The 25,463-nt window shown below is 59.9% G+C and carries 24 protein-coding genes and 1 tRNA gene; 16 read left to right on the plus strand and 9 right to left on the minus strand.

Annotated features, from left to right (window positions below):
* Nucleotides 1–74: 74 nt before the first annotated feature.
* Genes ureC through ACOQOQ_RS06185 form a run of 5 tightly spaced genes read right to left on the minus strand, consistent with a single transcriptional unit; the run spans nucleotide 75 to nucleotide 3,437 of the window.
* Complete coding sequence (ureC, locus tag ACOQOQ_RS06165) at nucleotides 75–1,820, minus strand: urease subunit alpha (RefSeq protein WP_420569260.1); 1,746 nt, start codon at nucleotides 1,818–1,820, stop codon at nucleotides 75–77.
* A gap of 33 nt (nucleotides 1,821–1,853) precedes the next feature.
* A complete protein-coding gene (locus ACOQOQ_RS06170) occupies nucleotides 1,854–2,159 on the minus strand; it encodes an urease subunit beta (protein ID WP_420569261.1) in 306 nt (101 codons plus the stop codon).
* Complete coding sequence (locus tag ACOQOQ_RS06175) at nucleotides 2,156–2,338, minus strand: hypothetical protein (RefSeq protein WP_420569262.1); 183 nt, start codon at nucleotides 2,336–2,338, stop codon at nucleotides 2,156–2,158. Before ACOQOQ_RS06175 ends, ACOQOQ_RS06170 begins: the two co-directional genes overlap by 4 nt.
* 12 nt (nucleotides 2,339–2,350) lie before the next feature.
* The gene (locus tag ACOQOQ_RS06180; RefSeq protein ID WP_420569263.1) at nucleotides 2,351–2,653 is read right to left on the minus strand and encodes an urease subunit gamma; all 303 of its coding nucleotides are present in this window, start codon (nucleotides 2,651–2,653) and stop codon (nucleotides 2,351–2,353) included.
* Nucleotide 2,654: 1 nt separating this feature from the next.
* Nucleotides 2,655–3,437 carry an urease accessory protein UreD gene (locus ACOQOQ_RS06185; RefSeq protein WP_420569264.1) on the minus strand — a complete coding sequence of 261 codons (783 nt, stop codon included), beginning with the start codon at nucleotides 3,435–3,437 and terminating at the stop codon, nucleotides 2,655–2,657.
* A 445-nt stretch (nucleotides 3,438–3,882) separates the two neighbouring features.
* Here ACOQOQ_RS06185 and urtA point away from each other — a divergent pair, with 445 nt between their 5' ends.
* The 7 genes from urtA to ACOQOQ_RS06220 all read left to right on the plus strand — a co-directional run bounded on the left by urtA (nucleotide 3,883) and on the right by ACOQOQ_RS06220 (nucleotide 10,499).
* Nucleotides 3,883–5,160: an urea ABC transporter substrate-binding protein gene (gene urtA / locus ACOQOQ_RS06190; RefSeq protein ID WP_420569265.1), complete on the plus strand. Its 1,278-nt coding sequence runs from the start codon at nucleotides 3,883–3,885 to the stop codon at nucleotides 5,158–5,160.
* A gap of 83 nt (nucleotides 5,161–5,243) precedes the next feature.
* Entirely contained in the window at nucleotides 5,244–7,199 is a 1,956-nt protein-coding gene (urtB, locus tag ACOQOQ_RS06195; protein WP_420569266.1) for an urea ABC transporter permease subunit UrtB, read from the plus strand.
* Between the two features lie 2 nt (nucleotides 7,200–7,201).
* Entirely contained in the window at nucleotides 7,202–7,678 is a 477-nt protein-coding gene (locus tag ACOQOQ_RS06200; RefSeq protein WP_420569267.1) for a GNAT family N-acetyltransferase, read from the plus strand.
* Nucleotides 7,675–8,907, plus strand: a complete 1,233-nt coding sequence (gene urtC / locus ACOQOQ_RS06205; protein WP_420569268.1) for an urea ABC transporter permease subunit UrtC — start codon at nucleotides 7,675–7,677, stop codon at nucleotides 8,905–8,907. Before ACOQOQ_RS06200 ends, urtC begins: the two co-directional genes overlap by 4 nt.
* Nucleotides 8,904–9,644 carry an urea ABC transporter ATP-binding protein UrtD gene (gene urtD / locus ACOQOQ_RS06210; RefSeq protein ID WP_420569269.1) on the plus strand — a complete coding sequence of 247 codons (741 nt, stop codon included), beginning with the start codon at nucleotides 8,904–8,906 and terminating at the stop codon, nucleotides 9,642–9,644. Before urtC ends, urtD begins: the two co-directional genes overlap by 4 nt.
* A gap of 3 nt (nucleotides 9,645–9,647) precedes the next feature.
* Nucleotides 9,648–10,343, plus strand: coding sequence for an urea ABC transporter ATP-binding subunit UrtE (gene urtE, locus ACOQOQ_RS06215; protein WP_420569270.1), 696 nt, complete (start codon nucleotides 9,648–9,650; stop codon nucleotides 10,341–10,343).
* A 79-nt stretch (nucleotides 10,344–10,422) separates the two neighbouring features.
* Nucleotides 10,423–10,499, plus strand: a tRNA-Met gene (locus ACOQOQ_RS06220).
* A 156-nt stretch (nucleotides 10,500–10,655) separates the two neighbouring features.
* Here the strand turns inward: ACOQOQ_RS06220 and ACOQOQ_RS06225 are convergent.
* Together ACOQOQ_RS06225 and ACOQOQ_RS06230 are read right to left on the minus strand one after the other, a co-directional pair.
* Complete coding sequence (locus ACOQOQ_RS06225) at nucleotides 10,656–12,131, minus strand: NAD-dependent succinate-semialdehyde dehydrogenase (protein WP_420569271.1); 1,476 nt, start codon at nucleotides 12,129–12,131, stop codon at nucleotides 10,656–10,658.
* Between the two features lies 1 nt (nucleotide 12,132).
* Entirely contained in the window at nucleotides 12,133–13,410 is a 1,278-nt protein-coding gene (locus ACOQOQ_RS06230; RefSeq protein ID WP_420569272.1) for a 4-aminobutyrate--2-oxoglutarate transaminase, read from the minus strand.
* Nucleotides 13,411–13,538: 128 nt separating this feature from the next.
* Here ACOQOQ_RS06230 and ACOQOQ_RS06235 point away from each other — a divergent pair, with 128 nt between their 5' ends.
* The 3 genes from ACOQOQ_RS06235 (at nucleotide 13,539) to ACOQOQ_RS06245 (ending at nucleotide 16,120) form a co-directional block, all read left to right on the plus strand.
* Nucleotides 13,539–14,111: a cupin domain-containing protein gene (locus ACOQOQ_RS06235; RefSeq protein WP_420569273.1), complete on the plus strand. Its 573-nt coding sequence runs from the start codon at nucleotides 13,539–13,541 to the stop codon at nucleotides 14,109–14,111.
* Between the two features lie 173 nt (nucleotides 14,112–14,284).
* The gene (locus ACOQOQ_RS06240) at nucleotides 14,285–15,649 is read left to right on the plus strand and encodes an ATP-binding protein (RefSeq protein ID WP_420569274.1); all 1,365 of its coding nucleotides are present in this window, start codon (nucleotides 14,285–14,287) and stop codon (nucleotides 15,647–15,649) included.
* An 84-nt stretch (nucleotides 15,650–15,733) separates the two neighbouring features.
* On the plus strand, nucleotides 15,734–16,120 hold the full coding sequence (locus tag ACOQOQ_RS06245) for a response regulator (RefSeq protein ID WP_420569275.1): 387 nt from the start codon (nucleotides 15,734–15,736) through the stop codon (nucleotides 16,118–16,120).
* Nucleotides 16,121–16,171: 51 nt separating this feature from the next.
* Here ACOQOQ_RS06245 and ACOQOQ_RS06250 read toward each other — a convergent pair whose 3' ends face one another.
* Both ACOQOQ_RS06250 and ACOQOQ_RS06255 read right to left on the minus strand, forming a co-directional pair.
* Nucleotides 16,172–16,549 carry an Hpt domain-containing protein gene (locus tag ACOQOQ_RS06250; protein WP_420569276.1) on the minus strand — a complete coding sequence of 126 codons (378 nt, stop codon included), beginning with the start codon at nucleotides 16,547–16,549 and terminating at the stop codon, nucleotides 16,172–16,174.
* A 4-nt stretch (nucleotides 16,550–16,553) separates the two neighbouring features.
* A complete protein-coding gene (locus ACOQOQ_RS06255) occupies nucleotides 16,554–17,552 on the minus strand; it encodes a response regulator (RefSeq protein WP_420569277.1) in 999 nt (332 codons plus the stop codon).
* A 436-nt stretch (nucleotides 17,553–17,988) separates the two neighbouring features.
* On the opposite strand from ACOQOQ_RS06255, the gene ACOQOQ_RS06260 reads away from it, so the two are divergent.
* The 6 genes from ACOQOQ_RS06260 (at nucleotide 17,989) to boxB (ending at nucleotide 25,404) form a co-directional block, all read left to right on the plus strand.
* Nucleotides 17,989–19,035, plus strand: coding sequence for a TRAP transporter substrate-binding protein (locus ACOQOQ_RS06260; RefSeq protein ID WP_420569278.1), 1,047 nt, complete (start codon nucleotides 17,989–17,991; stop codon nucleotides 19,033–19,035).
* Nucleotides 19,036–19,289: 254 nt separating this feature from the next.
* Complete coding sequence (locus tag ACOQOQ_RS06265; RefSeq protein WP_420569279.1) at nucleotides 19,290–20,831, plus strand: benzoate-CoA ligase family protein; 1,542 nt, start codon at nucleotides 19,290–19,292, stop codon at nucleotides 20,829–20,831.
* Nucleotides 20,831–21,646, plus strand: coding sequence for an alpha/beta fold hydrolase (locus ACOQOQ_RS06270; protein WP_420569280.1), 816 nt, complete (start codon nucleotides 20,831–20,833; stop codon nucleotides 21,644–21,646). Before ACOQOQ_RS06265 ends, ACOQOQ_RS06270 begins: the two co-directional genes overlap by 1 nt.
* Entirely contained in the window at nucleotides 21,647–22,111 is a 465-nt protein-coding gene (locus ACOQOQ_RS06275; RefSeq protein ID WP_420569281.1) for a DUF309 domain-containing protein, read from the plus strand. It begins immediately after the preceding gene.
* 149 nt (nucleotides 22,112–22,260) lie between these two features.
* The gene (boxC, locus tag ACOQOQ_RS06280; RefSeq protein WP_420569282.1) at nucleotides 22,261–23,916 is read left to right on the plus strand and encodes a 2,3-epoxybenzoyl-CoA dihydrolase; all 1,656 of its coding nucleotides are present in this window, start codon (nucleotides 22,261–22,263) and stop codon (nucleotides 23,914–23,916) included.
* A 36-nt stretch (nucleotides 23,917–23,952) separates the two neighbouring features.
* Nucleotides 23,953–25,404 carry a benzoyl-CoA 2,3-epoxidase subunit BoxB gene (gene boxB, locus ACOQOQ_RS06285; protein ID WP_420569283.1) on the plus strand — a complete coding sequence of 484 codons (1,452 nt, stop codon included), beginning with the start codon at nucleotides 23,953–23,955 and terminating at the stop codon, nucleotides 25,402–25,404.
* Nucleotides 25,405–25,463: the final 59 nt, after the last annotated feature.

Raw genomic sequence — 25,463 nt, forward strand, 5'->3', positions numbered from 1 at the left:
CCTTGGACGCCTTGGCTGGAATCGGCCAGGATGGCCGATCCAAAGGGTGCAGGAAACAAGCAATCATGGCAGCCTTAGAACATGAAGTAGCGCTGCGCCATCGGCAGCACCTCGGCGGGCTGACAGGTCAGCAATTCACCGTCCGCGCGGACCTCGTAGGTTTCGGGATGCACCTCGATCTGCGGGGTGGCAGCGTTTAGTTTCAGGTCGGATTTGCCGATATTGCGGGTGTTCTGAACGGCAACGGTCTGCTTGGCCAGGCCCAGCTTGTCCCCGATGCTGTCGGCCTGCGCGGCCTGGGACACGAACACAACGGCTGAATTTTCGACCGACCGGCCATAGGCCCCGAACATCGGACGCGAATACACTGGCTGCGGCGTCGGGATCGAGGCATTGGGGTCACCCATCTGCGCGCAGACAATCGTTCCGGCCATCAGGACCATCTCGGGCTTCACGCCGAAAAACGCGGGGTTCCACAGCACCAGATCGGCGCGTTTGCCTTCTTCGATCGAGCCAATTTCATGCGCGATCCCATGCGCGATGGCGGGGTTGATGGTATATTTCGCGATGTAGCGGCGTACGCGGAAGTTGTCGTTCTCACCGGTTTCCTCGGCCAGACGGCCGCGCTGTTTCTTCATCTTGTCAGCGGTTTGCCAGGTGCGGATCAGCACTTCGCCGACGCGGCCCATGGCCTGACTGTCCGAAGCGATGATCGAGAACGCGCCCATGTCATGCAGGATATCCTCGGCCGCGATGGTTTCGCGGCGAATACGGGATTCGGCAAAGGCCACGTCCTCGGGGATGGATTTGTCCAGGTGGTGACAGACCATCAGCATGTCCAGGTGTTCGTCCACGGTGTTCACGGTGAAGGGCCGCGTGGGGTTGGTAGACGAGGGCAGCACGTGTTCCTCGCCGCAGATCTTGATGATGTCGGGCGCATGGCCGCCGCCCGCACCTTCGGTATGGAAGGCATGGATCGTGCGGCCCTTCATGGCGGCGACGGTGTGTTCAACGAACCCGGATTCGTTCAGCGTGTCGGTGTGGATCATCACCTGCACGTCCATAGCGTCGGCCACACCCAGACAGCAATCAATCGCTGCTGGGGTGGTGCCCCAATCCTCGTGCAGTTTCAGCGCGCAGGCGCCGCCTTTGACCTGTTCCTCCAGCGCGGCCGGAAGCGAGGCATTGCCCTTGCCCGCAAAGGCCAGGTTCATAGGGAAGGCGTCCGCCGATTGCAGCATCCGCCCGATATGCCAGGGGCCGGGGGTGCAGGTGGTCGCCAGCGTGCCATGCGCAGGCCCGGTGCCGCCGCCCAGCATGGTGGTCAGGCCGGAATGCAGCGCATCCTCGATCTGTTGGGGGCAGATATAGTGGATGTGGCTGTCAAATCCGCCCGCGGTCAGGATCTTACCCTCGCCCGCGATGGCCTCGGTGCCGGGGCCGACGATGATGTCCACGCCGGGTTGCGTATCAGGGTTGCCCGCCTTGCCGATCTTGTGAATGCGGCCGTTTTTCAGACCGACATCGGCCTTGTAGATGCCGGTATGATCGACGATCAGCGCGTTGGTGATGACCGTATCCACGGCGCCAGCGGCCCGTGTGGTCTGAGCCTGCCCCATGCCGTCGCGGATCACCTTGCCGCCGCCGAATTTGACCTCTTCACCGTATAGAGGCGCGTTGCCGCCCATCCCGTTGGCGCGTTCGGCCAGAAGGTCGCGTTCGACCTCGATGATCAGATCGGTATCGGCCAGGCGCAGCTTGTCGCCCACGGTGGGGCCATACATGGCGGCATAGTCAGAACGAGAGATTTTGGCAGGCATAGCGGGATCCTTCGGACGTTTTCGGAAAGGCGCTTAGAGCGCGCCCATGACCTTTTGATTGAAACCATAGACGGTGCGACCGCCCGAGATCGGGACCAGCGTCACCTCGCGGCGTTGGCCGGGTTCGAAACGCACAGCGGTGCCTGCGGCGATGTCCAGGCGCATGCCGCGCGCGGCCTCGCGGTCAAAGTCCAGCGCGGGGTTGGTTTCATAGAAATGGTAGTGCGAGCCAACCTGCACGGGCCGGTCACCGGTATTTGCCACCATCAGGGTTACAGGCGTGCTGCCCTCGTTCAGGGTCAGCTCGCCTTCTGCGGGGAACAGCTCGCCGGGGATCATTTGCGGCCCCATGCGATCAGGGCGGCCAGACCAACCGCAACAGAGCCGGCCAGCAGCGGCAGCCAGCTGGAGTCATTTGCGTGGGGGTGCAGGTGCATCCCGTCATGGGCCAGCGCGGGCACGGCGATCAGGGCGGTCAGGGCTGCGGTGATCAGGGCGGTGGTTGTCAGGAATTTCATGGGGTGGTCCTTTTAGCGAATGGGGTTGTGGACGGTGACCAGCTTGGTGCCGTCGGGAAAGGTGGCTTCGACCTGCACTTCGTGGATCATCTCGGCGATGCCCTCCATGCATTGGTCGCGGGTGATGACCTGTGCGCCCGCCATCATCAGGTCGGCGACGCTGCGCCCGTCGCGCGCGCCTTCGACCACGGCGTCGGTGATCAGGGCGATTGCCTCGGGATGGTTCAGCTTCACGCCACGGGACAGGCGCTTGCGGGCGACCTCGGCGGCCATGGCGATCAGGAGTTTGTCTTTTTCACGCGGAGTCAGGTTCATGTCAGATCATCCAGGTTCGGGGAAGGTTAGCGCCGTTCAGATGGGTCAGAACGGGGATCAGGGATTGACGCAGGACAAAGCTATCCCGCGCCAGAATGCGGGCGAACAACAGGCCGGGGCGGATCAGGGACACACCGCCGGTGTCCGGCATCAGGTCGCGCACAGGGGCCAGGTGCGCCTCGGCCTCGGGGGCGGCAAAGATGACCGAGGTCATGGCGCCAGCACCGTTCAGCATGGCCGTGCGGGGCAGGTCAGGCAGGGTGCCCGTGTCCAGCCGCAGCGTGTCAGCAAAAATCAGGTCATCGTCACGGCGAATGCGGATGCGGTCACGCAGGTGCGTGGCGCTCAGGGTCTCACCCATGGCGCTGCGGCCCAGGATCAGCGATTCGACTGCCAGCAGACGGGAATCGGTGGCCATATCTATGGTCAGGCTTCGGTCCAGGGCGCCGTGATCAAACAGGATGGTTTCCTGGGGCAGCCAGTCCAGCCGAGCGCCGGGGGCCACGGTCAGATGGTTTTCCACGTGGCCAACCTCGCCCGGCTGCGCGCGATAGATGCGTTCCGCCGCTTGAGTGGTCAGGCAAAGGCGTGAATTCTCGCCAGCTGCGGCGTGGAAATTCAGGCGGTCACCGCCGGTTATACCCCCGGCCGTATTCAGGAAAACTCCGGTCAGGCGATCATTGCTGCCATGTGGAAATAGCGTCTTCAGACAGCCAGATGTGCGGAAATCCGACAGGACCGAGCCGCCATCCCTTGCCTTGGAACAGACCAGAGCCTGCCCCACTGCGCGCGGCTGCTGTGGGATGTCTGCTTTGGGTGATATGTCCGCCAGTACTTGGATGGGTGCCTCCGATTTCGTGCAAAACGAGTCGCACAGAGAGGCAGCACATGAAAGATGGATGCTCAAAAACCGGGCTAGAGAGGGAAAACTGCGCCCCAAATGCACAATGGATAGGCAATAGTGGTTAATGTGGCCTAATTATTGAGCATACCGGAGGAATGCAAACCTGACTCTGGGTCAGGCGTTTGCAGAACGAAAGGCTTCATGACTTTGCTGTGCCTGCCCAAGGCGCAAAAAACTGCCAGGGCGTGTGGACGACCGATCAAGACGTGGAAATCAGAAGCGGCCGCCACACTAGTGCAACAAAAACAATGTTGCGGGGCTCAGGTAAGGTTTTGGCCGGCCTGTTGCAAGGCCAAAGCCTGCGTCCCCGCCTCGGAGGATCACTATGAACTTTATCAAAGCCACTCTGGCCGGCGCTCTGACCCTGAGCCTGACCGCACCGGCCTTCGCTGCCGATGACACCATCAAAGTCGGTGTTCTGCACTCCCTGTCCGGCACCATGGCGATTTCGGAAACCACTCTGAAAGACACCATGCTGATGCTGATTGACGAGCAAAACGCCAAGGGCGGTGTGCTGGGCAAAAAGCTGGAGGCCGTCGTCGTTGACCCTGCGTCCGACTGGCCGCTGTTCGCTGAGAAAGCCCGCGAGCTGCTGACCGTGCAAGACGTCGACGTGATCTTCGGCAGCTGGACCTCGGTTAGCCGTAAATCGGCCCTGCCAGTTCTGGAAGAGCTGAACGGCCTGATGTTCTACCCCGTTCAGTACGAAGGTGAAGAAAGCTCCAAGAACGTTTTCTACACCGGTGCCGCCCCGAACCAACAGGCGATCCCGGCGACCGATTACTTCCTGGATGAACTGGGCGTCGAGAAATTCGCACTGCTGGGCACCGACTATGTCTACCCGCGTACCACCAACAACATCCTGGAAAGCTATCTTCAGAGCAAAGGCATCGCGGCCGACGACATCTTCGTCAACTACACTCCGTTTGGCCATTCGGATTGGTCGAAAATCGTTGCTGACGTTGTCGCCCTGGGCGCTGACGGTAAAAAGGTCGGCGTAATCTCGACCATCAACGGCGACGCCAACATCGGTTTCTACAAAGAACTGGCCGCGGCTGGCGTGTCGGCTGACGATATCCCGGTTGTTGCATTCTCGGTCGGTGAAGAAGAGCTTTCGGGCCTGGATACCACCAACCTTGTTGGCCACCTGGCTGCATGGAACTACTTCCAGTCCGCCGAAAGCGAACTGAACGAAGAGTTCATCGCCGCATGGAAAGCCCGCATGGGTGAAGAGCGCGTGACCAATGACCCGATGGAAGCACACGTGATTGGCTTCAACATGTACATCAAAGCTGTCGAAGCTGCCGGCACCACCGATGTTGATGCCGTTCGCACCGCGATGTACGGCATGGAAGTTCCGAACCTGACCGGCGGCACCGCCGTGATGCTGCCGAACCACCACCTGGCCAAACCGGTTCTGATCGGTGAAATCCAGGCCGATGGTCAGTTCGACATCATCAGCCAGACCACCGAAGTTCCCGGTGATGCATGGACCGATTTCCTGCCGGAATCGGCTGTCCTGAAGTCCGACTGGAAAGAGCTGGGCTGCGGTATGTACAACACCGAAACCGAAACCTGCGTTCAGATCAAATCCAACTACTGATCTGACCCTCTGACGATCGAAGGGGGCGTGCGCGCCCTCTTCTCCTCCTCCAATCACGACTTTACATTCGCGGATCCCCTAGTATGCGGCACTTTTTCTCTCTCTTGCTCGCACTGGTGATGCTTGCCCTGCCGATGCAGGCCACCGCCGGTCCTGTGCAAGACCTACTGCAACAATATCGCAGCGTGATCGAGAAAAGCTCGCGCAAGACCATTCAGCCCGCGATTGATGCCCTGGCCAGCAGTGGCCTACCCGAGGCGCAGACCGTCCTTCAAGCCTGGCAAGCCAAGAATATGTGGCAACGCGAGGCGGACGGGCTGTTTTTCATCGGGGAAAAGCTGCCCTCGAAATCCTATCAGCTGACCGACTTCGAAACCGGAGAGGTCGTTGGTGAATACCCCAAGAAAGAGCTGAAACAGCTGAAGCCAAACAGTGGCATTCGCGCCCTGATCGGCACTGCGCTGGTGCAGTTCCAGCTGTCTGACCCCGATACCGCGCGCCGTTGGGACGCCGTGATCTCGATCGAGCGCGACCCCGCGCCCGAGCATCTGGCTCCGCTGCGCAAGGCCATCGACAACGAACCCGATCCTGATCTGAAGGCCAAGAAGCTGCGGCTGGAACGGCTGCTGACCATTGCATACGACGGCGAAATATCGAACCGGATCGAGGCAATCAAAGCTTTTGAAACCGATCTGGGCGTGGACGTCCGCGCCACACTGAATCCGCTGATGACGACCAAACGGATGGTGTTTGCCGGAGCGCCCGATGCCAAGCTGAATGTTGCGACCCTGCTGAAGCCGGGCAGCGATGCTCTGTCCGAAACCGAGGCCTATGACCTGCTGGTCAAGGCCAAGCTGGCGCCCGCGCTGATTGAGGCCGATGAAATCCGCAACACCCTGGCTGCCAATATCGTAGGCGGCACCGTGGGCGGCGTCCCGTTGGCCGAGTTGAACACGCATGAGGCGCGCGCCCGTGCTTATGCGGCTTTGGCTGCGGCGGGCACTGTCCCCCCAGCGCCATCAACTGCTGACGTGCAGGCATCACTGGCCGCACACAGTTTTGCCGATGTCTATGACGAGCCCGCCAAGGCCGTGACGGATGCAGCCGCAGAGGCGCTGACATCCATCGAGCTGCGCGTCGGTATGAACCAGGCGCTGGACCTGGGGCTGGACGCGCTGTCGCTGGCCTCGATTTACTTTCTGGCGGCCATTGGTCTGGCCATCACCTTTGGCGTAATGGGCGTGATCAACATGGCCCATGGCGAGTTCATCATGATGGGCGCCTATACCGGCTACGTGGTGCAGCAGATTGTCCCCGACTACACCGTGTCGATCATCGTTGCGATCCCGCTGGCCTTTGCAGTGACCTTTGCCGCCGGTGTGGCAATGGAGCGTCTGGTGATCCGCTGGCTGTATAATCGCCCGCTGGAAACTCTGCTGGCGACCTTCGGGATTTCCATCGCGTTGCAACAGCTTGCCAAGAACATCTTTGGCACGCAGGCCCGTCCGCTGACCTCGCCCGCGTGGCTGGATGGGGCGTGGGTGATGAATGACGTGGTCTCGATCAGCTATATCCGCATCGCGATCTTCGTTCTGGCACTGATTTTCCTGGGCGTGTTCCTGTTCATCATGAAGCGCACCCGGCTGGGTCTGGAGACGCGTGCGGTTACGCAAAACCCGCGCATGGCATCCAGCATGGGCATCAACAAGGACAAAGTGAATATGCTGACCTTTGGCCTGGGGTCGGGCATCGCTGGGATCGCTGGAGTGGCCATCGGCCTGTTCGCCAAGGTCACCTCGGAGCTGGGCAGCGACTATATCGTCCAAAGCTTCATGACAGTGGTTGTCGGCGGTGTCGGCAACATCTGGGGCACCTTGGCGGGCGCCGCGATGATCGGCTTCCTGCAGAAGGGGATCGAGTGGTTGAACCCGTCCAATACCCTGGCGGCGCAGACCTACATGATCGTCTTTATTATTATCTTCATCCAGTTCCGCCCAAGGGGCATCATCGCCCTCAAGGGCCGCGCGGCAGGAGACTGATCATGGAGCTCGCCATTCTATCCGCCCCCACTCCTGCGTTCGAGGCGCTGGTGAATGCGCATACGGATTTTTGCGACACCACCGCGCCGCCCGAAAGCTGTCACCGGCTGCCTGTCTCGCGTCTGTTTACCCCGGATTTGACGGTTTGGACGGTGATGGAACAGGACGATCTGATCGGCATGGGGGCGCTGAAGGAACTTTCGGACACGGACGGAGAGATTAAGTCTATGCACACCCGCTCCGCCGCGCGCGGCAAGGGCGTGGCGCGAAAGATTTTGCGGACTATCCTGACCGAAGCCAAATCGCGCGGATATACCGGGCTGTGGCTGGAAACAGGCGTGCATCCCGGTTTCAATGCGGCCCGTGCGCTGTACCAGTCCCACGGGTTCGCTGAATGTCCGCCCTTCGGCGACTATGCCCTTGATCCGCATAGCGTCTTCATGACCCTCGACCTCACCAAGAACGAGGCAATCCAATGAAAAACACATTTATCATGCGCAACCCTTCGGTCCTGGTTTTCCTTGGCATCCTTGCGCTGTTCACGGTGGGCGTCACCCTGATGTCCGAGGCCACGGGCGCGGCGCTGATCTCGACCTCGTTCGTGAAAACCTTGGGCAAGACGCTGTGCCTGTGCCTGATCGCCATCGCGATGGATCTGGTCTGGGGCTATTGCGGCATCCTTAGCCTGGGCCATTTCGCCTTCTTCGGGCTTGGCGGTTACATGATCGGCATGTGGCTGATGTATGAACGCACCCGCGGGATCGTCGAAAGCTCGATGGCAAATGCAGAAATCCCGCCAACCGCTCAAGAGGTCGTGGACGCCATCGGCACACAGATTTTCGGCGTGGTCGGCAGCAGTGAATTCCCGTTGGTCTGGGCCTTTGCCGACAGTCTGGTGATCCAGCTGGCGCTGGTTGTAATCGTGCCGGGCATTCTGGCGCTGGTCTTTGGCTGGCTGGCTTTCCGCAGCCGCGTCACCGGCGTTTACCTGTCGATCCTGACCCAAGCGATGACGCTGGCCCTGTCGCTGTACCTGTTCCAGAACGACAGTGGTCTGCGCGGCAATAACGGCCTGTCCGGCCTGCAAAACCTGCCCGGTCTGGATAACGTCCCGCAGGCGACCGTGTCACTGTGGTTCTTCTGGGTCTCGGCGTTGGCGCTGGGGCTGGGCTATGTGCTGGCCGCCTGGGTTGTCTCGGGCAAGTTCGGCAGCGTGATCCGCGGCATCCGCGATGACGAACAACGCGTGCGTTTTCTTGGCTATTCGGTCGAGGGGTACAAGCTGTTTATCTTTGTGCTGACCGCCATGATCGCGGGCATTGCAGGGGCTCTGTATTATCCGCAGGCCGGTATCATCAACCCGGCCGAGATTGCGCCCATCGCCTCGATCTATCTGGCGGTCTGGGTGGCCATCGGGGGCCGAGGCCGCCTGTATGGCGCCGTCATCGGTGCGGCCTTTGTCTCGTTGGTGTCCACGTGGTTCACCGGAGGGCAGGCGCCCTCGATCCCGCTGGGGTTCTACACGATTGATTGGGTCGATTGGTGGCAGGTGGTGCTGGGGCTTAGCTTTGTTCTGGTGACGCTGTTCGCGCCCAAGGGTATCGGCGGGCTGTTCGATCTGGCCCAAGGCATTGCGGCCCCGCGTCGCCACGGCAAACCGCTGGGCCCTGATGCCGGCGCATTGCAAGAAAAGGAGGCGCAGGAATGAGCACGCTTCTAGAGGTTTCCGGTGTCTCGGTCAGCTTTGACGGGTTCAAGGCGATCAACAACCTGTCCTTCCAGATCGGCAATGCCGAACTGCGCGCCATTATCGGCCCGAACGGCGCAGGCAAGACGACCTTCATGGACATCATCACCGGCAAGACAAAACCCGACGAGGGGCGCGTCATCTGGGGCGAAAAATCTCAGTCCTTGCTGAAAATGTCCGAGGCCAAGATCGCCCGTGCAGGAGTGGGTCGTAAATTTCAGCGCCCCACCGTGTTCGAGGACCAGTCGGTCTTTGACAACCTGCTGATGGCGCTGAAGAACGAACGCTCGCCCTGGCAGGTGCTGATGTTCAAGCCGCAGTTCAAGGACCTGGGCAAGGTCGAGGAGCTGGCCAGCGAAATTGGCCTGTCAGAAGAGCTGGACCGCAAAGCCGGAGAGCTGTCCCACGGTCAGAAACAGTGGCTGGAGATCGGGATGCTGCTGGCGCAGGAACCGCGGCTGTTGCTGGTCGATGAACCCGCCGCAGGCATGACACTGTCGGAACGCGAACACACCACCGATATTCTGGTCGAGGCCGCGAAAACCCGCGCGGTGGTCGTGGTGGAACATGACATGGAATTCGTCCGCCGTCTGGAATGCAAGGTCACCGTGCTGCACGAAGGTAGCGTTTTGGCCGAAGGCTCGTTGGACCACGTGACACAAAACCAGGACGTCATTGACGTGTATTTGGGGCGCTAAAAGATGCTGAAGACCGATAACCTGACCCTGCATTATGGCAGCTCGCAAATCCTGAACGGCATCTCGCTTGAGGCCGAGGTCGGCAAGGTGACCTGCGTGATGGGCACCAATGGCGTGGGCAAAACCAGCCTGCTGAAGGCCATTTCCGGCACGCATCCGCGCTCGGGTGGCGGGCTGGAGCTGGATGGCGAACAGATCGGCAAACTGCCCGCCCATGCTTTGGCGCGCAAGGGCGTGGGTTACGTCCCGCAGGGCCGCGATATCTTCCCTTTGCTGACCGTGCGCGAGAACCTGGAGACCGGGTTCGTCTGCCTGCCGCGCTCGGAACATTTCATTCCTGACGAAGTGTTCGAGCTGTTCCCGATCCTCAATGATTTCCTGCATCGGCGCGGCGGGGATCTGTCCGGCGGGCAACAACAACAGCTGGCCATTGCCCGCGCGATGATCACCAAGCCCAAGTTGCTGCTGCTGGACGAGCCGACCGAGGGTATTCAGCCTAACATCATCCAGCAAATCGGCCGCGTGATTGAATACCTGCGCGATCAGGGCAACATGGCGATTATCCTGGTCGAGCAGTATTTCGACTTTGCCTATGGGCTGGCCGATCAGTTCGTGGTGATGCGCCGCGGAGAGGTCCTGAAACAGGGCGCCAAATCCGAATTGACGCGAGACGAGTTGGTACAAGCCGTATCGGTTTGAGGAGACTCAAAAAACCTTGCGAATCTGTGTTTTCGGTCTTGACGCGGGCGCGTGCCTTTCGTATTTCGCGTCCACTTTCGGCGGTATAGCTCAGTTGGTTAGAGCAGCGGAATCATAATCCGCGTGTCCGGGGTTCAAGTCCCTGTACCGCCACCACTTCCCCCCCTTTTTCAAAATGAACTCGGCGCCAGTCTGGCGGCTGTTTCACTGCGCCCAAAAAAGAAGGGGCCGCCTGAAGCGACCCCTTAAGTGGGAGGTGGCTGGAGGATGAGGAGGCCACCTCCAGGGATTTTGGTGATGCTATCGGCGGGCCTAGCTGATCCCGCCAATGCAGATGTTCTTGATCTCAAGGAAATCCTCGATCCCGTATTTCGAGCCTTCGCGCCCAAGCCCGGATTGCTTGATGCCCCCAAACGGCGCGACCTCGGTCGAGATCAGGCCGGTGTTGACCCCGACCATGCCGCTTTCCAGCGCCTCGGACATGCGCCAGACACGGCTCAGATCGTTGCTGTAGAAATACGAGGCAAGGCCAAACTCGCTGTCATTGGCCATGTCGATCACCTCGGCCTCGGTCTCGAACCGGACCAGAGCGGCCAGTGGACCGAAGGTTTCTTCGCGGCAGACCTGCATGTCGCGGGTCACGTCGCGCACGACCGTGGGGGCAAAGAACGTACCGCCCAGGTTCGAACGCGTGCCGCCCAAGGTTACGGTGGCGCCGTTGTCGACTGCGTTGGTGATATGAGCCTCGACCTTGTCCACGGCAGCCTGGTTGATCATCGGGCCGGTGGTGACGCCCTCGTGGAACCCGTTGCCGACAGACAGCTCGCGTACCTTGGCGGCCAGTTTCTCGGCGAAGGCATCATAGACGCCCGCCTGCACATAGATCCGGTTTGCGCATACGCAGGTTTGACCGTTGTTGCGGAACTTGGCGATCATCGCCCCGTCCACAGCGGCATCCAGATCAGCGTCGTCAAACACGATGAAGGGCGCGTTGCCGCCCAGCTCCAACGACATTTTCTTGATGGTGCCAGCGCATTGCTCCATCAGAATTTTGCCCACGCGGGTCGAGCCGGTGAAGGTGATCTTGCTGACCTTGGGATTGGCGCACAGCTCGGCGCCTACGCCTGCTGCGTCGGTCGAGGGGATCACGTTGAACACACCGGCAGGAATGCCCGCACGTTCGGCCAAAACCGCCATGGCCAGCGCCGACAGCGGCGTCAGTTCGGCCGGGCGGGCGACAAAGGTGCAGCCTGCGGCCAGCGCGGGCGCGACCTTGCGGGCAATCATCGCGTTGGGGAAGTTCCAAGGCGTGATCGAGCCGACGACACCAACGGGTTGTTTTAAAACCATCAGGCGTTTGTCGCGCTGGTGGCCGGGGATGGTGTCGCCATAGATACGCTTGGCCTCTTCGGCGAACCATTCGATGAAGCTGGCACCATACAGGATTTCGCCGCGTGCTTCGGGCCATGGTTTGCCCATCTCGGCGGTCAGGATCGTGGCCAGATCGTCGGCGTTTTCCACCATCAGATCGTGCCAGCGGCGCAGGATGGCCGCGCGTTCCTTGCCGGTATGGGCTTTCCAGTCGGCCATTGCGTCATAGGCCGCATCAATGGCCGCTGCGGTGTCTGCGGCGCTCAGATCCGAGACCTCGGCGATGACGTTGCCAGTGGCCGGGTCATGTACGGCAAAGGTTGCGTCGCCTTCGATCCAGGCGCCGTTCACATAGGCGCGGGTCTCCAGCAGCGAGGGATCGCTCAGCGGGATCGGCAGGGGAGTGACAGCGTTCATATCAGGCTCCTTTCACGGCGCGGATCGAGGCCTCGAGGATGTCCAGAGCCTCGGCAAACACGTCCTCGGGGATGGTCAGCGGGGCAAGGAAGCGGATCACGTTGCCGTAGACGCCACAGGTCAGCAGGATCAGGCCACGGCTCAGGGCTTCGGCACGGACAGCATTGGCGAAATCAGCGTCGGGGGCCGAACCGTCGGCGGTGTTGAATTCGGCAGCGACCATAAAGCCGGGGCCGCGCACATCCACCATCTGCGGGACGTCGGCGCGGATTTGGGTCAGGCGTTGCTTTAACTGCTCGCCCAATGCGGCAGCACGCTCGCAAAGCTCTTCTTCTTCGATCACGTCCAGTACCGCATGGGCCGCTGCGATCCCCAGAGGGTTGCCGCCATAGGTGCCACCCAGGCCACCGGGCTGCGCGGCGTCCATGATCTCGGCCCGGCCGGTAACGGCGGCCAGCGGCAGCCCGCCAGCCAGACCTTTAGCCATGGTGGTCAGGTCGGGGACGACATCATAGCCTTCCATCGCGAACAGGGTGCCGGTCCGGGCAAAGCCGGTCTGAATCTCGTCAGCGATCAGCAGAATGCCGTGCTCGTCGCATAGGGCACGCAGGGCACGCATCAGCTCGGCCGGGGCAGGGTAGAAACCGCCCTCGCCCTGTACGGGCTCGATGATGATTGCGGCGACGCGAGCGGGGTCCACATCGGCCTTGAACAGCTTTTCGATCCCGGCCATTGCATCCGCGACCGACGTACCATGCAGGTCAATCGGGAAGGGCGCGTGGAACACGTCGGGCATCATCCCGCCGAAGCCCTTTTTGTAGGGGGCAACCTTGCCGGTCAGACTCATGCCCATGAAAGTCCGGCCGTGGAAGGCACCACCAAAGGCGATCACGGCCTGGCGTCCGGTGGCTGCGCGGGCGATCTTGATTGCATTTTCCACTGCCTCGGCGCCAGTGGTGACAAAGACGGTTTTCTTGTCGAAATCCCCTGGAACCTTGTCGTTCAGGCGCTCGGCCAGGTGAATGTAGTTTTCATAGGGCAGCACCTGGTGGCAGGTGTGCGTGAAGGCCTGCAGCTGGGTTTGCACGGCTTCGACCACCTTGGGGTGGCAGTGGCCAGTGTTCACAACGGCGATGCCCGCAGCGAAATCGATATAGCGCGTGCCTTCGACGTCCCAGACCTCGGAGTTGCTGGCGCGGGCCGCGTAGATCTGAGTTTGCATGCCGACCCCTTTGGAAATGGCGGTGTCGCGGCGGGTGGCGATTTGCGAATTCAACATGTCATGTCCTTTTTGGGGGGCTGAAGTTTGGAATAATGTATGCCGTTCACGATTTTCGAAACAGTCTATTACTTGAGAATCGTAAGGTATTGATTTTAAATAACTGAAAGAAACAGTGTTGCGGAATAATGAACATGACAAACACGCCCGAGGATGATCTGGATGTCGGTGCCCGTCTCAGGGCCCTGCGCAAGCGGGCTGGGCTTTCGCAGCGTGCGCTGGCCAAGAAGGTGGGGGTGCCGAACTCGACCATTTCGCTGATCGAGTCGGGCAAGACCAACCCTTCGGTCAGCGCGCTGCGGAGAATTTTGGACGGAATTCCGGTGGGAATGTCCGAATTCTTTGCCTTCCAGCCCGAGGCCGAGGTGAAGGTGTTCTTCAAAGCTGACGAGCTGACGGAAATCGGCAAGGGCAAGGTCTCGTTGCGGCAGGTGGGGCGCTCGTTGGCTGGCAAGTCCATGATGCTGCTGTATGAAACCTATGAACCGGGCGCGGATACTGGCCGGGCTCTTTATGGTCACGAGGCCGAGGAGGGCGGGATCGTTATCGCGGGGCGGGTCGAGATTACTGTCGGGGCGCAGCGCAAGATTTTGGGGCCGGGGGACGCCTATTACTTCGACAGTCGTATGCCGCACAGGTTCCGACAGGTGGGGCCCGAAAAATGCGTCGTGGTCAGCGCCTGCACACCGCCGACGTTCTAACCGCGTGTTGCGCGTCTGTGCCGGGAAGGTTCATACAATTTTTTTCACCTTTGCCACAAAATCGTCGAAGTCGAACCGCATTCACAACACCCTCTGCGGGCAATGTCCGTAAGGGAGTAAAGTTCGAGTAGTAAGTCCAGGCGGGCATCGTCTGTCTGGGGAAGGGCGTGAAGATGGCTGATAACAATGGTGCGATTCTGGATGCAGGGAGCGGAGCTCTTGAGTTCGCGTCAATTTTGCCGGTCGAGCTTACCCCCTTCAACGGAGTGCTTCTTCTTTTCGTAGCGGTTCTGGCCGTTCGCGCCTTTGTGCAGCCTCGTCCCTTTGTGGCGGAAGGCGACAGGAAGCAGGACGCAGGCTTGCGGATGCCGCGCGGTCTGGGGTCGGACCGTAGCCTGCGAAATACCGTGCGGGTTCTCAGTGATCCGGTGACCCCCAAGCCGCCAGCCGAGGCCAATTCGGCCGTGGCGCCGCAACCCAAGTCACACAAACTGCTGCAAGTGGCCTTTACCGCCCTTCTGGACGAGGTGATGGTCTTTTCGCCCGAGACGCTGGAAATCTCGTTCATGAACGCCAAGGCCGAGGCCCGCGTGGAAGGTCTGGGCTTGTCCCCCTGTGACATGACCTTTCCCGATCTTTTGCCCGACGAGAACCGTCAAATCGTGATCGAGGCTGCGCGGAATCTGCAGCGCAGTGGGCTGGATTCCATCGTGTTCGAACTGTCTTTGGATGGCGTTCTGACCGAGCTGACTCTGAAGCTGATCCGCGAGACAGACAATGACGATTTCTTCATGGCGATTTTGCGCGACATTTCGGGCCGCGAAAACGATTCCAAAGCGCAAGCGGGCTATATCGCGACGCTAAGCCATGAAATGCGCACTCCGCTGACCTCGATCAAAGGGGCGGTGGACCTGGTGGCCTCGGGGCGTCTGGGTGAATTGCCCGCGGGTGCTGTGACAACGCTGAACGTAGCGCAGCGCAACCTGGATCGCCTGCTGCGCCTGACCAATGATATCCTGGATCTTGAGAAAATGGACGCCGGCAAGTTGCGGGTCGAGTTGGAAACGCTGGCCGCAGTCGATCTGGTCCGTGAGGCCACGCAGGAAATTCAGGGCTATGCGCGCGAGTTCGACGTCTCGGTTGCGATCGATATTCAAGTCGCTGACGGGCATATCATGGCCGACAAGACACGTCTGATGCAGGTGATGGCAAACCTTCTGTCCAATGCCATCAAGTATTCAACTCCGCAGTCCGAGGTCGTGGTGCGGGTCGAAGAAAACGGTGACGACATTTGTGTCAGCGTTCAGGATCAGGGCCCCGGTGTTCCGGACCACATGCGCGATGATCTGTTCGAGCCCTACCATCAGGGCCCGCAGGTGCAAAGCAAGGTTGCCGGCACGGGTCTTGGACTCACTATCGCAAAGCGGATCGTCGAGGCCCATAACGGGGCAATCGGCGTGGTGTCCGAGGCCGGCGAGGGCGCGCGCTTCTATTTCTCGATTCCCAAACTGGCCACAAAAGACGAGGTCGCCGCGTAAGTCGGCTTATTCCCAAGGCCCCGGCCGGGCGCCGGGTGCATTGATACAAGTTAAGCGCATGGCGCCGTGTGAAAGGTTAAAAATATGGCTGATACCCCCCACATCCTGCAGGTCGAAGACGACGCTGACATCCGCGAGATCACCAAGCTTGCCCTAGAGGCCTTGGGGGGTCTGAGCGTGGCGCAGGTCGCCAGCGGGGGTCAGGCCCTGGCCGAGGCCCCAGCCGTGGCGCCCGATCTTCTGCTGATGGATATGACCTTGCCGGATATGGACGGGGTGCAAACGATGAACGCATTGCGCGAGCTGCCCGGGCTTGAGGACGTACCGACGATCTTTATGACCGCCCGCGCCCAATATGAGGAACACGAGATCCTGATCCAGGCCGGCGCAATCGGGGTTATTCCCAAGCCATTCGACGCCATGACACTGGCGCAGGACGTTTTGGAAATTTGGGAAGGCCGGGCAGTGTAAAAGTCCGGCAAGGGCGCGCAAAGACGGATCGCAGCGCGCGGGGCGTACGCATTAACCTTGAACGATCAACGCCATTTCCCCAAGCATGTCATCGACTGCATTCAGCATGTGGTCGAACAGCTCGTCCATCTGCGCAGGCGAGGAGAGCAGCGTATCAATCGCAACTTCGACGGCTGTGCACAGCATGCCAAGATCGGGATAGCCCATGGTCGCAGCCATGCCAGCGGTTTTGTGCGCGTTGTGGCGGAATAGCTCGATCGCGTCGACCGGATTGGAGTAGAGAACGTGCGAATCCCGCATCTCTTCCATCTCGTTCAGGCGTCCGGACAGCGTCGCGGCAAAGCGCGGGCGCATTTCGTCCAGCTTAGCGGCGAACAGTTCAGCATGCGCGGTTTGGCGTGCGGCTTGTAGGGCGGCTTCGGCAGACATGCGATCACCCAGCCCAGGCAAAGGCTTTGATCAGATCGCGCTTCCAGCCGGAATAGGCGTCGGAATGCGCGGCATCCGAGGCCGCACGGCGGGCTTTGTCCACGGCGGTGTCGATCGCCTCGATTGCGGCCCGACCCGAGCGCAATCCCATGCGTTGGCACGGGCTGATGGCCACCTTAACTTCCATTTCACGCCAGTCGTCATAAACCAGCTCCATCTTGTCGATGGATTGCTGTACGTCCTGGATCAGCTGTTCAGGGTCGATCTGATCGCGGCCGTGGCAAACGCAGATAAAGGCACCGCGTCCGGCATAGGACACGAAGGATTCACCATAGGACAGGCTGTCCGAAATCGCTTCGGCCACGTCGGTGATGGTGTAGTAGAACTCTTCTGCCGAGCAGCTGTCATACAGCGATCGCGCGTTCATGATCTGAAAAGCCAGGATATTTGTGGCGAACATGCCGCCGCGGCCAAGCTGAAGCAGGAAGTTTTCCAGCGCCATCCGGTCAATCACGCCTGCGACGTCACGCACTGCAAAGGCAGTGTCAAAGTTGAACTTCTCGCCTTGGAAATTGCCGTTCAGCAGCGATTGTACCATCTGGCCGCTTTGGCGGGCGTCGCGTTGTTTTTCATTCAGACGCTCTGCGACACGCATGCGCGTGCTCAGCTCCAGCGGGTCGAAAGGCTTGGTCACATAGTCCGAAGCCCCCGCTGCAAAGGCCTGGTTGATGAAGACCTTGTCCGACATGGCCGTAACCATCAGGATCGGCGTTTCGGAATAATCAGGAATGTAGCGCAGCCAGTCACACAGCTCGATCCCCGACATCTGGGGCATCTGGATGTCCAGAAGGAAGCACTCGAAAGGAGACTCGGCGGTTTGTACGATTTCCATAGCCTCGGCAGCGGAACCGGCCGTGGTAATGTCGTCATACCCCGCCTTGGGCAAAGAGCCCTTCAGCAGGTCCAGGACCATCGGATCGTCGTCAACTGCAAGTATCTTCATGGTTCATCATCCAGCGTTTTGCACCCCGTCTTGCGATATTGGGGCGCAGATCGAAGCTTTTTCGTCCTCAATATATTTGACTCAAATTGTGGCGAATTTGGGCTGGGGCAGGGGCATTACAGTGGAGTGCCTGCGCAACTTTTGGCGCTAAATGGAAACAACCGCCCGGCGAGCGCCGCATTGTTCGCGTTCGCGCGATAGCGGAGAGATGGTATTGGCGCATGGCGCCACAATCCTGCCCGATGGATTAATCGCGATTCGTCCCATTTACGCTGTTACGGTTTGGGAACAGCGCGGATTCTCTTGAGCGCGGGCGGGGAAATGTCCGGAAATGAGTAAAAATCTGGGGAAACTGCAAAAAACTCTGGCAATATGATGCACCACATGCATAGGATTGCGCACTATAGTGCCTAAAATGGCAAATGGGAGGAATTAAATGACACACCGCAGAACGATCTTGGGCGCATTGGGTGGAGCCGCAATGGTTGCCCTGTCGACAGCCTTTTCCGCCGCTCCGGCATTGGCGCAAGAGGTTACGCTGAAACTGCACCACTTCCTGCCCCAGCAGGCCAACGTGCCTAAGCTGGTGCTGGACGTCTGGGCTGATAACGTCGAGGCGGCCTCGAATGGCCGTATCAAGGTTGACCGTTACCCTTCGATGCAGCTGGGCGGCAAACCGCCAGAGCTGATGGATCAGGCCCAGGATGGCGTCGCTGATATCGTCTGGACCGTGGTTGGCTACACGCCGGGCCGCTTCCCCTCGACCGAGGTGTTCGAACTGCCCTTCATGATGACCAACGCTCGTGCCGTATCGCGCGCCTATTGGGAAATGTTCGAAAAGCACATGAAGGACACCGAGTTCCAGGATCTCAAAATTCTGGGCACCTGGGTCCACGGCCCCGGCATGATCCACACCAACCGTGCGGTGAACACGCCTGCTGATATGGAAGGCCTGAAAATCCGTGGCGGCTCGCGCTCGGTAAACTCGCTGCTGACCAAGCTGGGTGCAACCCCGGTTGGTATGCCCGTGCCTGCCGTGTCCGAAGGTCTGTCCAAAGGCGTGATCGACGGCACCACCATCCCGTGGGAAGTGACCGCGGCGCTGAAAGTTCCTGAGCTGGTGAAGAACCACACCGAATTCTCGGGTGCTGCGCTGTATACGCTGACCTTTGTGCTGGCGATGAACAAACCCAAGTACGAAAGCCTGCCGGATGACCTGAAGGCGGTTATCGATGCAAACTCGGGCCTTGAGTTCTCGGTCTTTGCTGGTGGTACTCAGGCGGATGCAGATGGCCCGGCCCGTCAGAAGGCCGTGGATCTTGGCAACAACATTATCACTCTGGATGCTGCCGCCACGCAGGAATGGCGTGATCTGGCTCAGCCCATCTATGACGAGTGGGTCGCAGACATGAGCAAGCGTGGTATCGACGGTCAGGCTTTGATCGACGAGGCGCGCATGCTGATCGATAAGTATACCGAATAATCTGGTATGCTTCCCGTGGAGGGGCCGTGGCGCATTGCGCTGCGGCCCCTTTCGTTTGGGCTGTTGTGGCAGAATGTTGCACAAAATTGCATAAAAACCTTGATCGAGCGGAAAAATATTGCACTATAGAGCATATGAAATGCGAAGCACCGTAGATTCGCGCCTGTCTGGCCAGAGGAGGGTCTGCCGGCCGTTTTGCGGATGAACAGGAGGTGAGCGCGGCGTCTGTCGGTCGCGCTCCAGGGAGGAACCTTATGACGGACTGCAAAAACGCAGCGAACTATTTCGTTGACCGCCACGTTGCGGAAGGGCGCGCCGACAAGGTCGCCTTTCGCGAGGCCGACGGTGCGAAGCGTGACTTGACCTATGGCCAATTGGCCGATCAATCGGCGCGTGCGGCTGCGGCCTTTGCGCAGGCCGGGATCAACCGGGAAGAGCGCGTGGCACTGTTGGTTCTGGATCAGCTTGAAATGCCAGTTCTGTTCTGGGGCGCGCTGAAGGCGGGCGTGGTGCCGATCCCCCTGAACACTCTGCTGACCGCCGAGGTCTATGATGTGATCTTGCGCGACAGCCGCGCCAGCGCAGTTGTGGTCTCCGAAGCGCTGTATGAAACCCTGGCTCCGGCGCTGCTGGATAACCCGTTCCTGCGCGTGGTGATCGTGATTGGCGATGCCCCTGACGACGGGGCCATGACCTATGCGCAGTTCATGGCCGGTGCCCAGCCCGCCCGGACAGTTGAAACGTCCGAGGACGAGACCGCGTTTTGGCTCTATTCCTCGGGGTCGACTGGCCAGCCGAAGGGCGTGAAGCATGTCCACGGCAGCCTGTGTGCGACCGCCGAAACCTATGGTGCGCAGGTGTTGGGCATTCAGCCCGATGATGTGGTCTATTCCGTGGCCAAACTGTTCTTTGCGTATGGTCTGGGCAACGCGATGACCTTCCCCATGTCTGTTGGTGCAACAACGGTGCTGTTCTCGGGGCGGCCCACGCCCGACGCCGCGGCAGGCATCATGGAGGCTTACAAGCCCACAGTTTTCTGCGGGGTGCCAACGCTTTACGCCGCGATGGTGCATTACTGGGAGGACGGCAAAGCGCTGCCTGACACCAAATTGCGCACCTGTATTTCCGCGGGCGAAGCCTTGCCTGAAGAAATCGGCAAGAAATGGCAGCAGCTGTGGGGTGTGGATATCCTGGACGGGGTTGGCTCGACCGAAATGTTGCACATTTTCCTGTCGAACCGGCCCGGGGACGTGGTCTATGGCTCATCCGGGCTGCCTGTGCCGGGCTATGAGGTGCGTCTGGTCAACGAGGATGACGAGGAAATCGCCGATGGTGAAGTCGGCGAACTGCTGGTCAGCGGCCCCTCGGCTGCCGAAGGATACTGGAACCAGCGTCAGAAAAGCCGGGGCACGTTCGAAGGCTTCTGGACCCGCACCGGCGACAAGTATGAACGCACCGCCGAAGGGCGCTATATCTACTGCGGGCGTACCGATGACATGTTCAAGGTGTCGGGCATCTGGGTCTCGCCTTTTGAAATCGAGCAGGCTCTGGTTGCCTATCCTGCAATCCTCGAGGCTGCCGTTGTAGCCAAGCATGACGAGGAAGGTCTGGAAAAACCCAAGGCTTTCATCGTTCTGAAAGAGGGGCACTCGGAATCCGAATTGGACGGGATGAAGGACTTCATCAAGGAGAAGATCGGCAAGTGGAAATATCCCCGCTGGGTCGAAGTCGTCGAGGATTTGCCCAAGACTGCAACCGGTAAGATCCAGCGATTTAAGCTGCGCGAGGGCGCGTGATGGACTGGTCTGCTGGAAAAGGGTTTCTAAGCGCGGGCGGCACCCGTCTGGAATATGCCTGCTGGGGCCCCGCGCCGGATCAGGCTCCGACAATAGTTCTGCTGCATGAAGGTTTGGGATGCGTTGCGCTGTGGCGTGATTTTCCCGCCAAACTGGCCAAGGCGACGGGCATGGGCGTTCTGGCTTACTCGCGCGCGGGCTATGGTCAGTCGGATGGTAAACCGCTGCCCTGGTCGATCAACTATATGACAGACGAGGCCGTGGAGGTGCTGCCATTGGTCTTGGACGCGATCGGTTTCCGTTCAGGCATCCTGATGGGGCATTCAGACGGAGCCAGCATCGCCAGCATCTATTGCGGATCGGTCGAGGATATGAGGGTGCGCGGGCTGATCGTCATGGCACCGCATTATTTCACCGAACCCATGGGGCTGGCTGCGATCGCGCAGGCCAAGGTTGCCTATGATCAGGGTGATCTGAAGCCGCGTCTCGCCAAGTATCACAAGGATGTGGACAACGCCTTTCGCGGTTGGAATAACTCTTGGCTGAATCCCGATTTCGAGGCGTGGAATATCGGCGACGTGACCGATTATCTGCGCATCCCCGCGCTGGCGATTCAGGGGCGGCAGGATGAGTACGGCACCCTGGCGCAGATAGACGAGATCGCAACGCGCTCTTACGCTCCGGTCGAAGTTGCCGTGCTGGAAGAGTGCGGGCATTCCCCTCATTTGGATCAGCCCCAGCAGGTGTTGACCGCTGTCACCGATTTCACCGCGCATCTGTGGCGGATCGAGGCGGCCGAGCCCGAGGGCGTCTGAATGAACGTTGCGCTGACCTATCCCGATTACGCCTATGTGCCGGGGCGCACACCGCGCCACCCGGACGGGTTGTTCGACAAATTGCGGGGCAGCGTGAACATGGATTCCCGCCCCGATCAACTTCAGCAAACGCCCGCGTGGATCGCGGGCCTTTCCTATTTGGAAGAGGGCTTTTTCTGGGAGGCCCACGAAGTGCTGGAGCCCGTCTGGATGGCGTTGCCTCTGGCCTCGGACGAACGCGAGATGGCGCAGGCCCTGATCCAGTTGGCCAATGCCTGCCTGAAACGCGAGATGGGCCGCCCCCGCGCGGTGCTGCGGATTTGTGGTCTGGTGCGCGCGCATCTGGACCGGATCGGTGGGGGGCAGGTGATGGGGCAGCGTTGCCCGGACCTGCTCGAAGCGGTCGTGGCGCTGGAGAATCATGCGCGGCGTGATTTGGCGGGTGAACAGGAATGTGCAAAATAATGCACTAAATTGCCAGTCAAGCGAGCTAAAATGGCCGAAAAAGATGAAAATGGACCCTAATATTTGTCACTATAGCGCATAAATGCCTTTCCATGGGTTCAGAATGGAACTATAGTGCACTCTAACAGGAAGACTTAGGAGACGCGACGATGACCAAAGTGATCGACTTTCAGACGGACCCGTCGAAGTACCGCCACTGGAAGGTGGAGTATGACGGTGAGGTCGCAAACCTCTACATGGATGTGGATGAAAACGGAGGCCTGTTCGACGGCTATCAGCTGAAGCTGAACTCGTACGATCTGGGCGTAGATATCGAACTGGCCGACGTGGTGCAGCGCATGCGCTTCGAACACCCCGAGGTCAAGGTCGTGGTGATGAAGTCGGCCAAGGACAAGGTGTTCTGCGCCGGTGCGAACATTCGCATGCTGGGCGGTGCCGAGCACGCGCACAAGGTTAACTTCTGTAAGTTCACCAACGAGACCCGCAACACTTTCGAAGCCGCCGAGGCGGATTCGGGTCAGAAATACGTGGCCGCTGTTAAGGGTTCGTGTGCCGGCGGTGGATACGAGCTGGCCCTGGCTTGCAACCACATCATCCTGACTGACGACAGCGCCAGCGCCGTCGCCTTGCCCGAGGTGCCGCTGCTGGCGGTTCTGCCCGGCACCGGAGGCCTGACCCGCGTCACTGACAAGCGCAAGGTCCGCCGCGATCTGGCTGATGTCTTCTGCGCGATGGAAGAAGGCGTGCGCGGCAAGCGTGCCAAGGACTGGCGCCTGGTCGACGAGGTCGTTCCGAACTCGAAGTTCGATGCATTGGTCGAAGAACGCGCCAAGGAATTCGCAGACGCCACACCCACCAAGGCCACTAAAGGGATCACCCTGGGGCCGATCCAGCGCACCATCACCGAGGATGCGATCAGCTATTCGCTGGTCGAAGTCGAGCTGGACCGCGTCGGCCGCAAGGTCACCATCACTCTGAACGGTCCGGACGGCGACGTTCCGGCTTCGATGGAAGAGGTTCTGGCTCAAGGTGATCAAAACTACCTGCTGCGACTGGCGCGTGAGTTTGACGATGCCATCCTGCATTTGCGTAACAACGAGAAAGAGCTGGGCCTGTGGGTCATCCGCACCCAGGGCGATCCCGAGGCTGTTCTGGCCAATGAAAACCTGCTGCTGGACAATGATGACAATTGGTTGGCCCACGAGATCACCCAGTACTGGAAACGCGTGCTGAAGCGGGTCGACGTAACCTCGCGCTCTCTGGTCGCTCTGGTCGAGCATGGCTCGTGTTTCGTGGGCGTTCTGGCCGAGCTGCTGTTCGCCGTGGACCGCACCTATATGATGGAAGACGAGTTCGAGGGCGACAACCGGCCCATGGCCAAAATCGTTCTGTCCGGCAGCAACTTCGGCACCTATCCGATGGGCAATGACCTTAGCCGCTTGGACACCCGATTCCTGGGCACGCCCGAAGCCGTCGAAGGTCTGAAAGCCAAGATCGGCGAGGACATCGAAGCCGAAGAGGCCGACGAACTGGGTCTGGTGACTTATATCCTGGACGACATCGATTGGGATGACGAAATCCGCATCTTCATGGAAGAGCGCGCCAGCTTTAGCCCTGACGCGATGACGGGCATGGAGGCCAACCTGCGCTTTGCTGGTCCCGAAACCATGGAAACCCGCATCTTTGGGCGGTTAACCGCCTGGCAAAACTGGATTTTCCAACGTCCGAATGCGGTGGGCGCGGATGGTGCCTTGCAGCGTTACGGCACCGGCGTGCGCGGCGAATACAATATGCAACGAGTGTAAGAGGACGACATTGTCGTCCCCGAAAGGGAGAGAGAAATGCTTGATCTTATCAATGTCAGCTATGACACGCAGATCCCCAACAACGTGGGGCTAAGCTCGGACAAACGGGTCCTGAAGGCTCTGGAAAAATGGCACCCCGGCTATATCAACTGGTGGAATGACCTGATCCCGCAGCAGTTCCAAAAGTCGATGGTGTACCTGCGGACTGCTGTGTCGGTGGACCCCAAGGGCTGGGCCAAATTCGACTATGTGAAAATGCCTGAATACCGCTGGGGTGTTCTGTTGGCCCCGCAGGTCGAAGACCGCCGCATTCCTTGTGGTGAACATGCCGGCGAGCCCGCCTGGCAAGAGGTTCCCGGTGAATACCGCAACCTGATGAAGCGCCTGATCGTCATCCAAGGCGATACCGAGCCGGGCTCGGTCGAGCAGCAGCGTTTCCTGGGGCTGACCGCGCCGTCGCTGTACGACATGCGCAACCTGTTCCAGGTTAACGTCGAAGAAGGCCGCCACCTGTGGGCGATGGTCTATCTGCTGCAGAAATACTTCGGCAAAGACGGTCGCGAAGAGGCCGATGACCTGCTGATCCGCTCGTCCGGGTCCGAAGAAGCCCCCCGTATGCTGGGTGCCTTCAACGAGGAAACCCCGGATTGGCTGTCATTCTTCATGTTCACCTACTTCACTGACCGTGACGGCAAGATGCAGCTGGAATCGCTGGCTCAGTCGGGCTTTGACCCGCTGTCGCGCACCTGCCGCTTCATGCTGACCGAAGAAGCGCACCACATGTTTGTTGGGGAAACCGGCGTGGGCCGGACCATCCAGCGCACCTGTGAAGTGATGAACGAAAACGGCATCACCGACCCCTATGACATCGACAAGATTCGTGATCTGGGCGTCATTGATCTGCCGACCATCCAGAAAAAGCTGAACCTTCACTACACGCTTTCGCTGGACCTGTTCGGCCAAGAGGTCTCGACCAATGCAGCGAATGCTTTCAATGCGGGCATCAAGGGCCGCTATATGGAGAACCGGATCGACGATGATCACAAGCTGACCAACGACACTTATCCTGTCTGGGACATGGTCGACGGCAAGCTGGTGCGTCACGAGGTGCCCGCCCTGACGGCAATCAACATGCGCCTGCGTGACGACTATACCCGTGACGCTGCTGGTGGTGTGGGCCGTTGGAACAAGATCATCGAAAAAGCTGGTGTCGAATTCGAAATGAAGCTGCCTCACGAAAGCTTCAACCGCAAAATTGGTGTGTTCTCGGGTCATAACTTCGACCCCGAAGGCAACCTGCTGACCGGAGCCGAATACGACAAGGGCCTGACCGAATGGTTGCCAACTCATGCGGATGGTGACTTTATCCAGTCCTTGATGAAGCCTGTGACCGAACCCGGTAAATATGCCAGCTGGATCAGCCCGCCGAAGGTGGGGATCGACAATAAACCTGGTGATTTCGAGTACGTCAAACTCCACATGGCGTAATCGAAACAAGCGGCCGGGGCGATGCACCCGCCCCGGCCTGCGACCAGCCCCATTGGCCG

It is taken from the genome of Thalassovita sp. (assembly GCF_965218685.1).
In the GTDB taxonomy this organism is placed as follows: domain Bacteria; phylum Pseudomonadota; class Alphaproteobacteria; order Rhodobacterales; family Rhodobacteraceae; genus Thalassobius.

Bases quoted from the DNA above. Each gene is read 5' to 3' on its own strand.
- ureC (WP_420569260.1), bottom strand. From the start codon at position 1,820: ATGCCTGCCAAAATCTCTCGTTCTGACTATGCCGCCATGTATGGCCCC.
- ACOQOQ_RS06170 (WP_420569261.1), bottom strand. From the start codon at position 2,159: ATGATCCCCGGCGAGCTGTTCCCCGCAGAAGGCGAGCTGACCCTGAAC.
- ACOQOQ_RS06175 (WP_420569262.1), bottom strand. From the start codon at position 2,338: ATGAAATTCCTGACAACCACCGCCCTGATCACCGCAGCCCTGACCGCC.
- ACOQOQ_RS06180 (WP_420569263.1), bottom strand. From the start codon at position 2,653: ATGAACCTGACTCCGCGTGAAAAAGACAAACTCCTGATCGCCATGGCC.
- urtA (WP_420569265.1), top strand. From the start codon at position 3,883: ATGAACTTTATCAAAGCCACTCTGGCCGGCGCTCTGACCCTGAGCCTG.
- urtB (WP_420569266.1), top strand. From the start codon at position 5,244: ATGCGGCACTTTTTCTCTCTCTTGCTCGCACTGGTGATGCTTGCCCTG.
- ACOQOQ_RS06200 (WP_420569267.1), top strand. From the start codon at position 7,202: ATGGAGCTCGCCATTCTATCCGCCCCCACTCCTGCGTTCGAGGCGCTG.
- urtC (WP_420569268.1), top strand. From the start codon at position 7,675: ATGAAAAACACATTTATCATGCGCAACCCTTCGGTCCTGGTTTTCCTT.
- urtD (WP_420569269.1), top strand. From the start codon at position 8,904: ATGAGCACGCTTCTAGAGGTTTCCGGTGTCTCGGTCAGCTTTGACGGG.
- urtE (WP_420569270.1), top strand. From the start codon at position 9,648: ATGCTGAAGACCGATAACCTGACCCTGCATTATGGCAGCTCGCAAATC.
- ACOQOQ_RS06225 (WP_420569271.1), bottom strand. From the start codon at position 12,131: ATGAACGCTGTCACTCCCCTGCCGATCCCGCTGAGCGATCCCTCGCTG.
- ACOQOQ_RS06230 (WP_420569272.1), bottom strand. From the start codon at position 13,410: ATGTTGAATTCGCAAATCGCCACCCGCCGCGACACCGCCATTTCCAAA.
- ACOQOQ_RS06235 (WP_420569273.1), top strand. From the start codon at position 13,539: ATGAACATGACAAACACGCCCGAGGATGATCTGGATGTCGGTGCCCGT.
- ACOQOQ_RS06240 (WP_420569274.1), top strand. From the start codon at position 14,285: ATGGCTGATAACAATGGTGCGATTCTGGATGCAGGGAGCGGAGCTCTT.
- ACOQOQ_RS06245 (WP_420569275.1), top strand. From the start codon at position 15,734: ATGGCTGATACCCCCCACATCCTGCAGGTCGAAGACGACGCTGACATC.
- ACOQOQ_RS06250 (WP_420569276.1), bottom strand. From the start codon at position 16,549: ATGTCTGCCGAAGCCGCCCTACAAGCCGCACGCCAAACCGCGCATGCT.
- ACOQOQ_RS06255 (WP_420569277.1), bottom strand. From the start codon at position 17,552: ATGAAGATACTTGCAGTTGACGACGATCCGATGGTCCTGGACCTGCTG.
- ACOQOQ_RS06260 (WP_420569278.1), top strand. From the start codon at position 17,989: ATGACACACCGCAGAACGATCTTGGGCGCATTGGGTGGAGCCGCAATG.
- ACOQOQ_RS06265 (WP_420569279.1), top strand. From the start codon at position 19,290: ATGACGGACTGCAAAAACGCAGCGAACTATTTCGTTGACCGCCACGTT.
- ACOQOQ_RS06270 (WP_420569280.1), top strand. From the start codon at position 20,831: ATGGACTGGTCTGCTGGAAAAGGGTTTCTAAGCGCGGGCGGCACCCGT.
- ACOQOQ_RS06275 (WP_420569281.1), top strand. From the start codon at position 21,647: ATGAACGTTGCGCTGACCTATCCCGATTACGCCTATGTGCCGGGGCGC.
- boxC (WP_420569282.1), top strand. From the start codon at position 22,261: ATGACCAAAGTGATCGACTTTCAGACGGACCCGTCGAAGTACCGCCAC.
- boxB (WP_420569283.1), top strand. From the start codon at position 23,953: ATGCTTGATCTTATCAATGTCAGCTATGACACGCAGATCCCCAACAAC.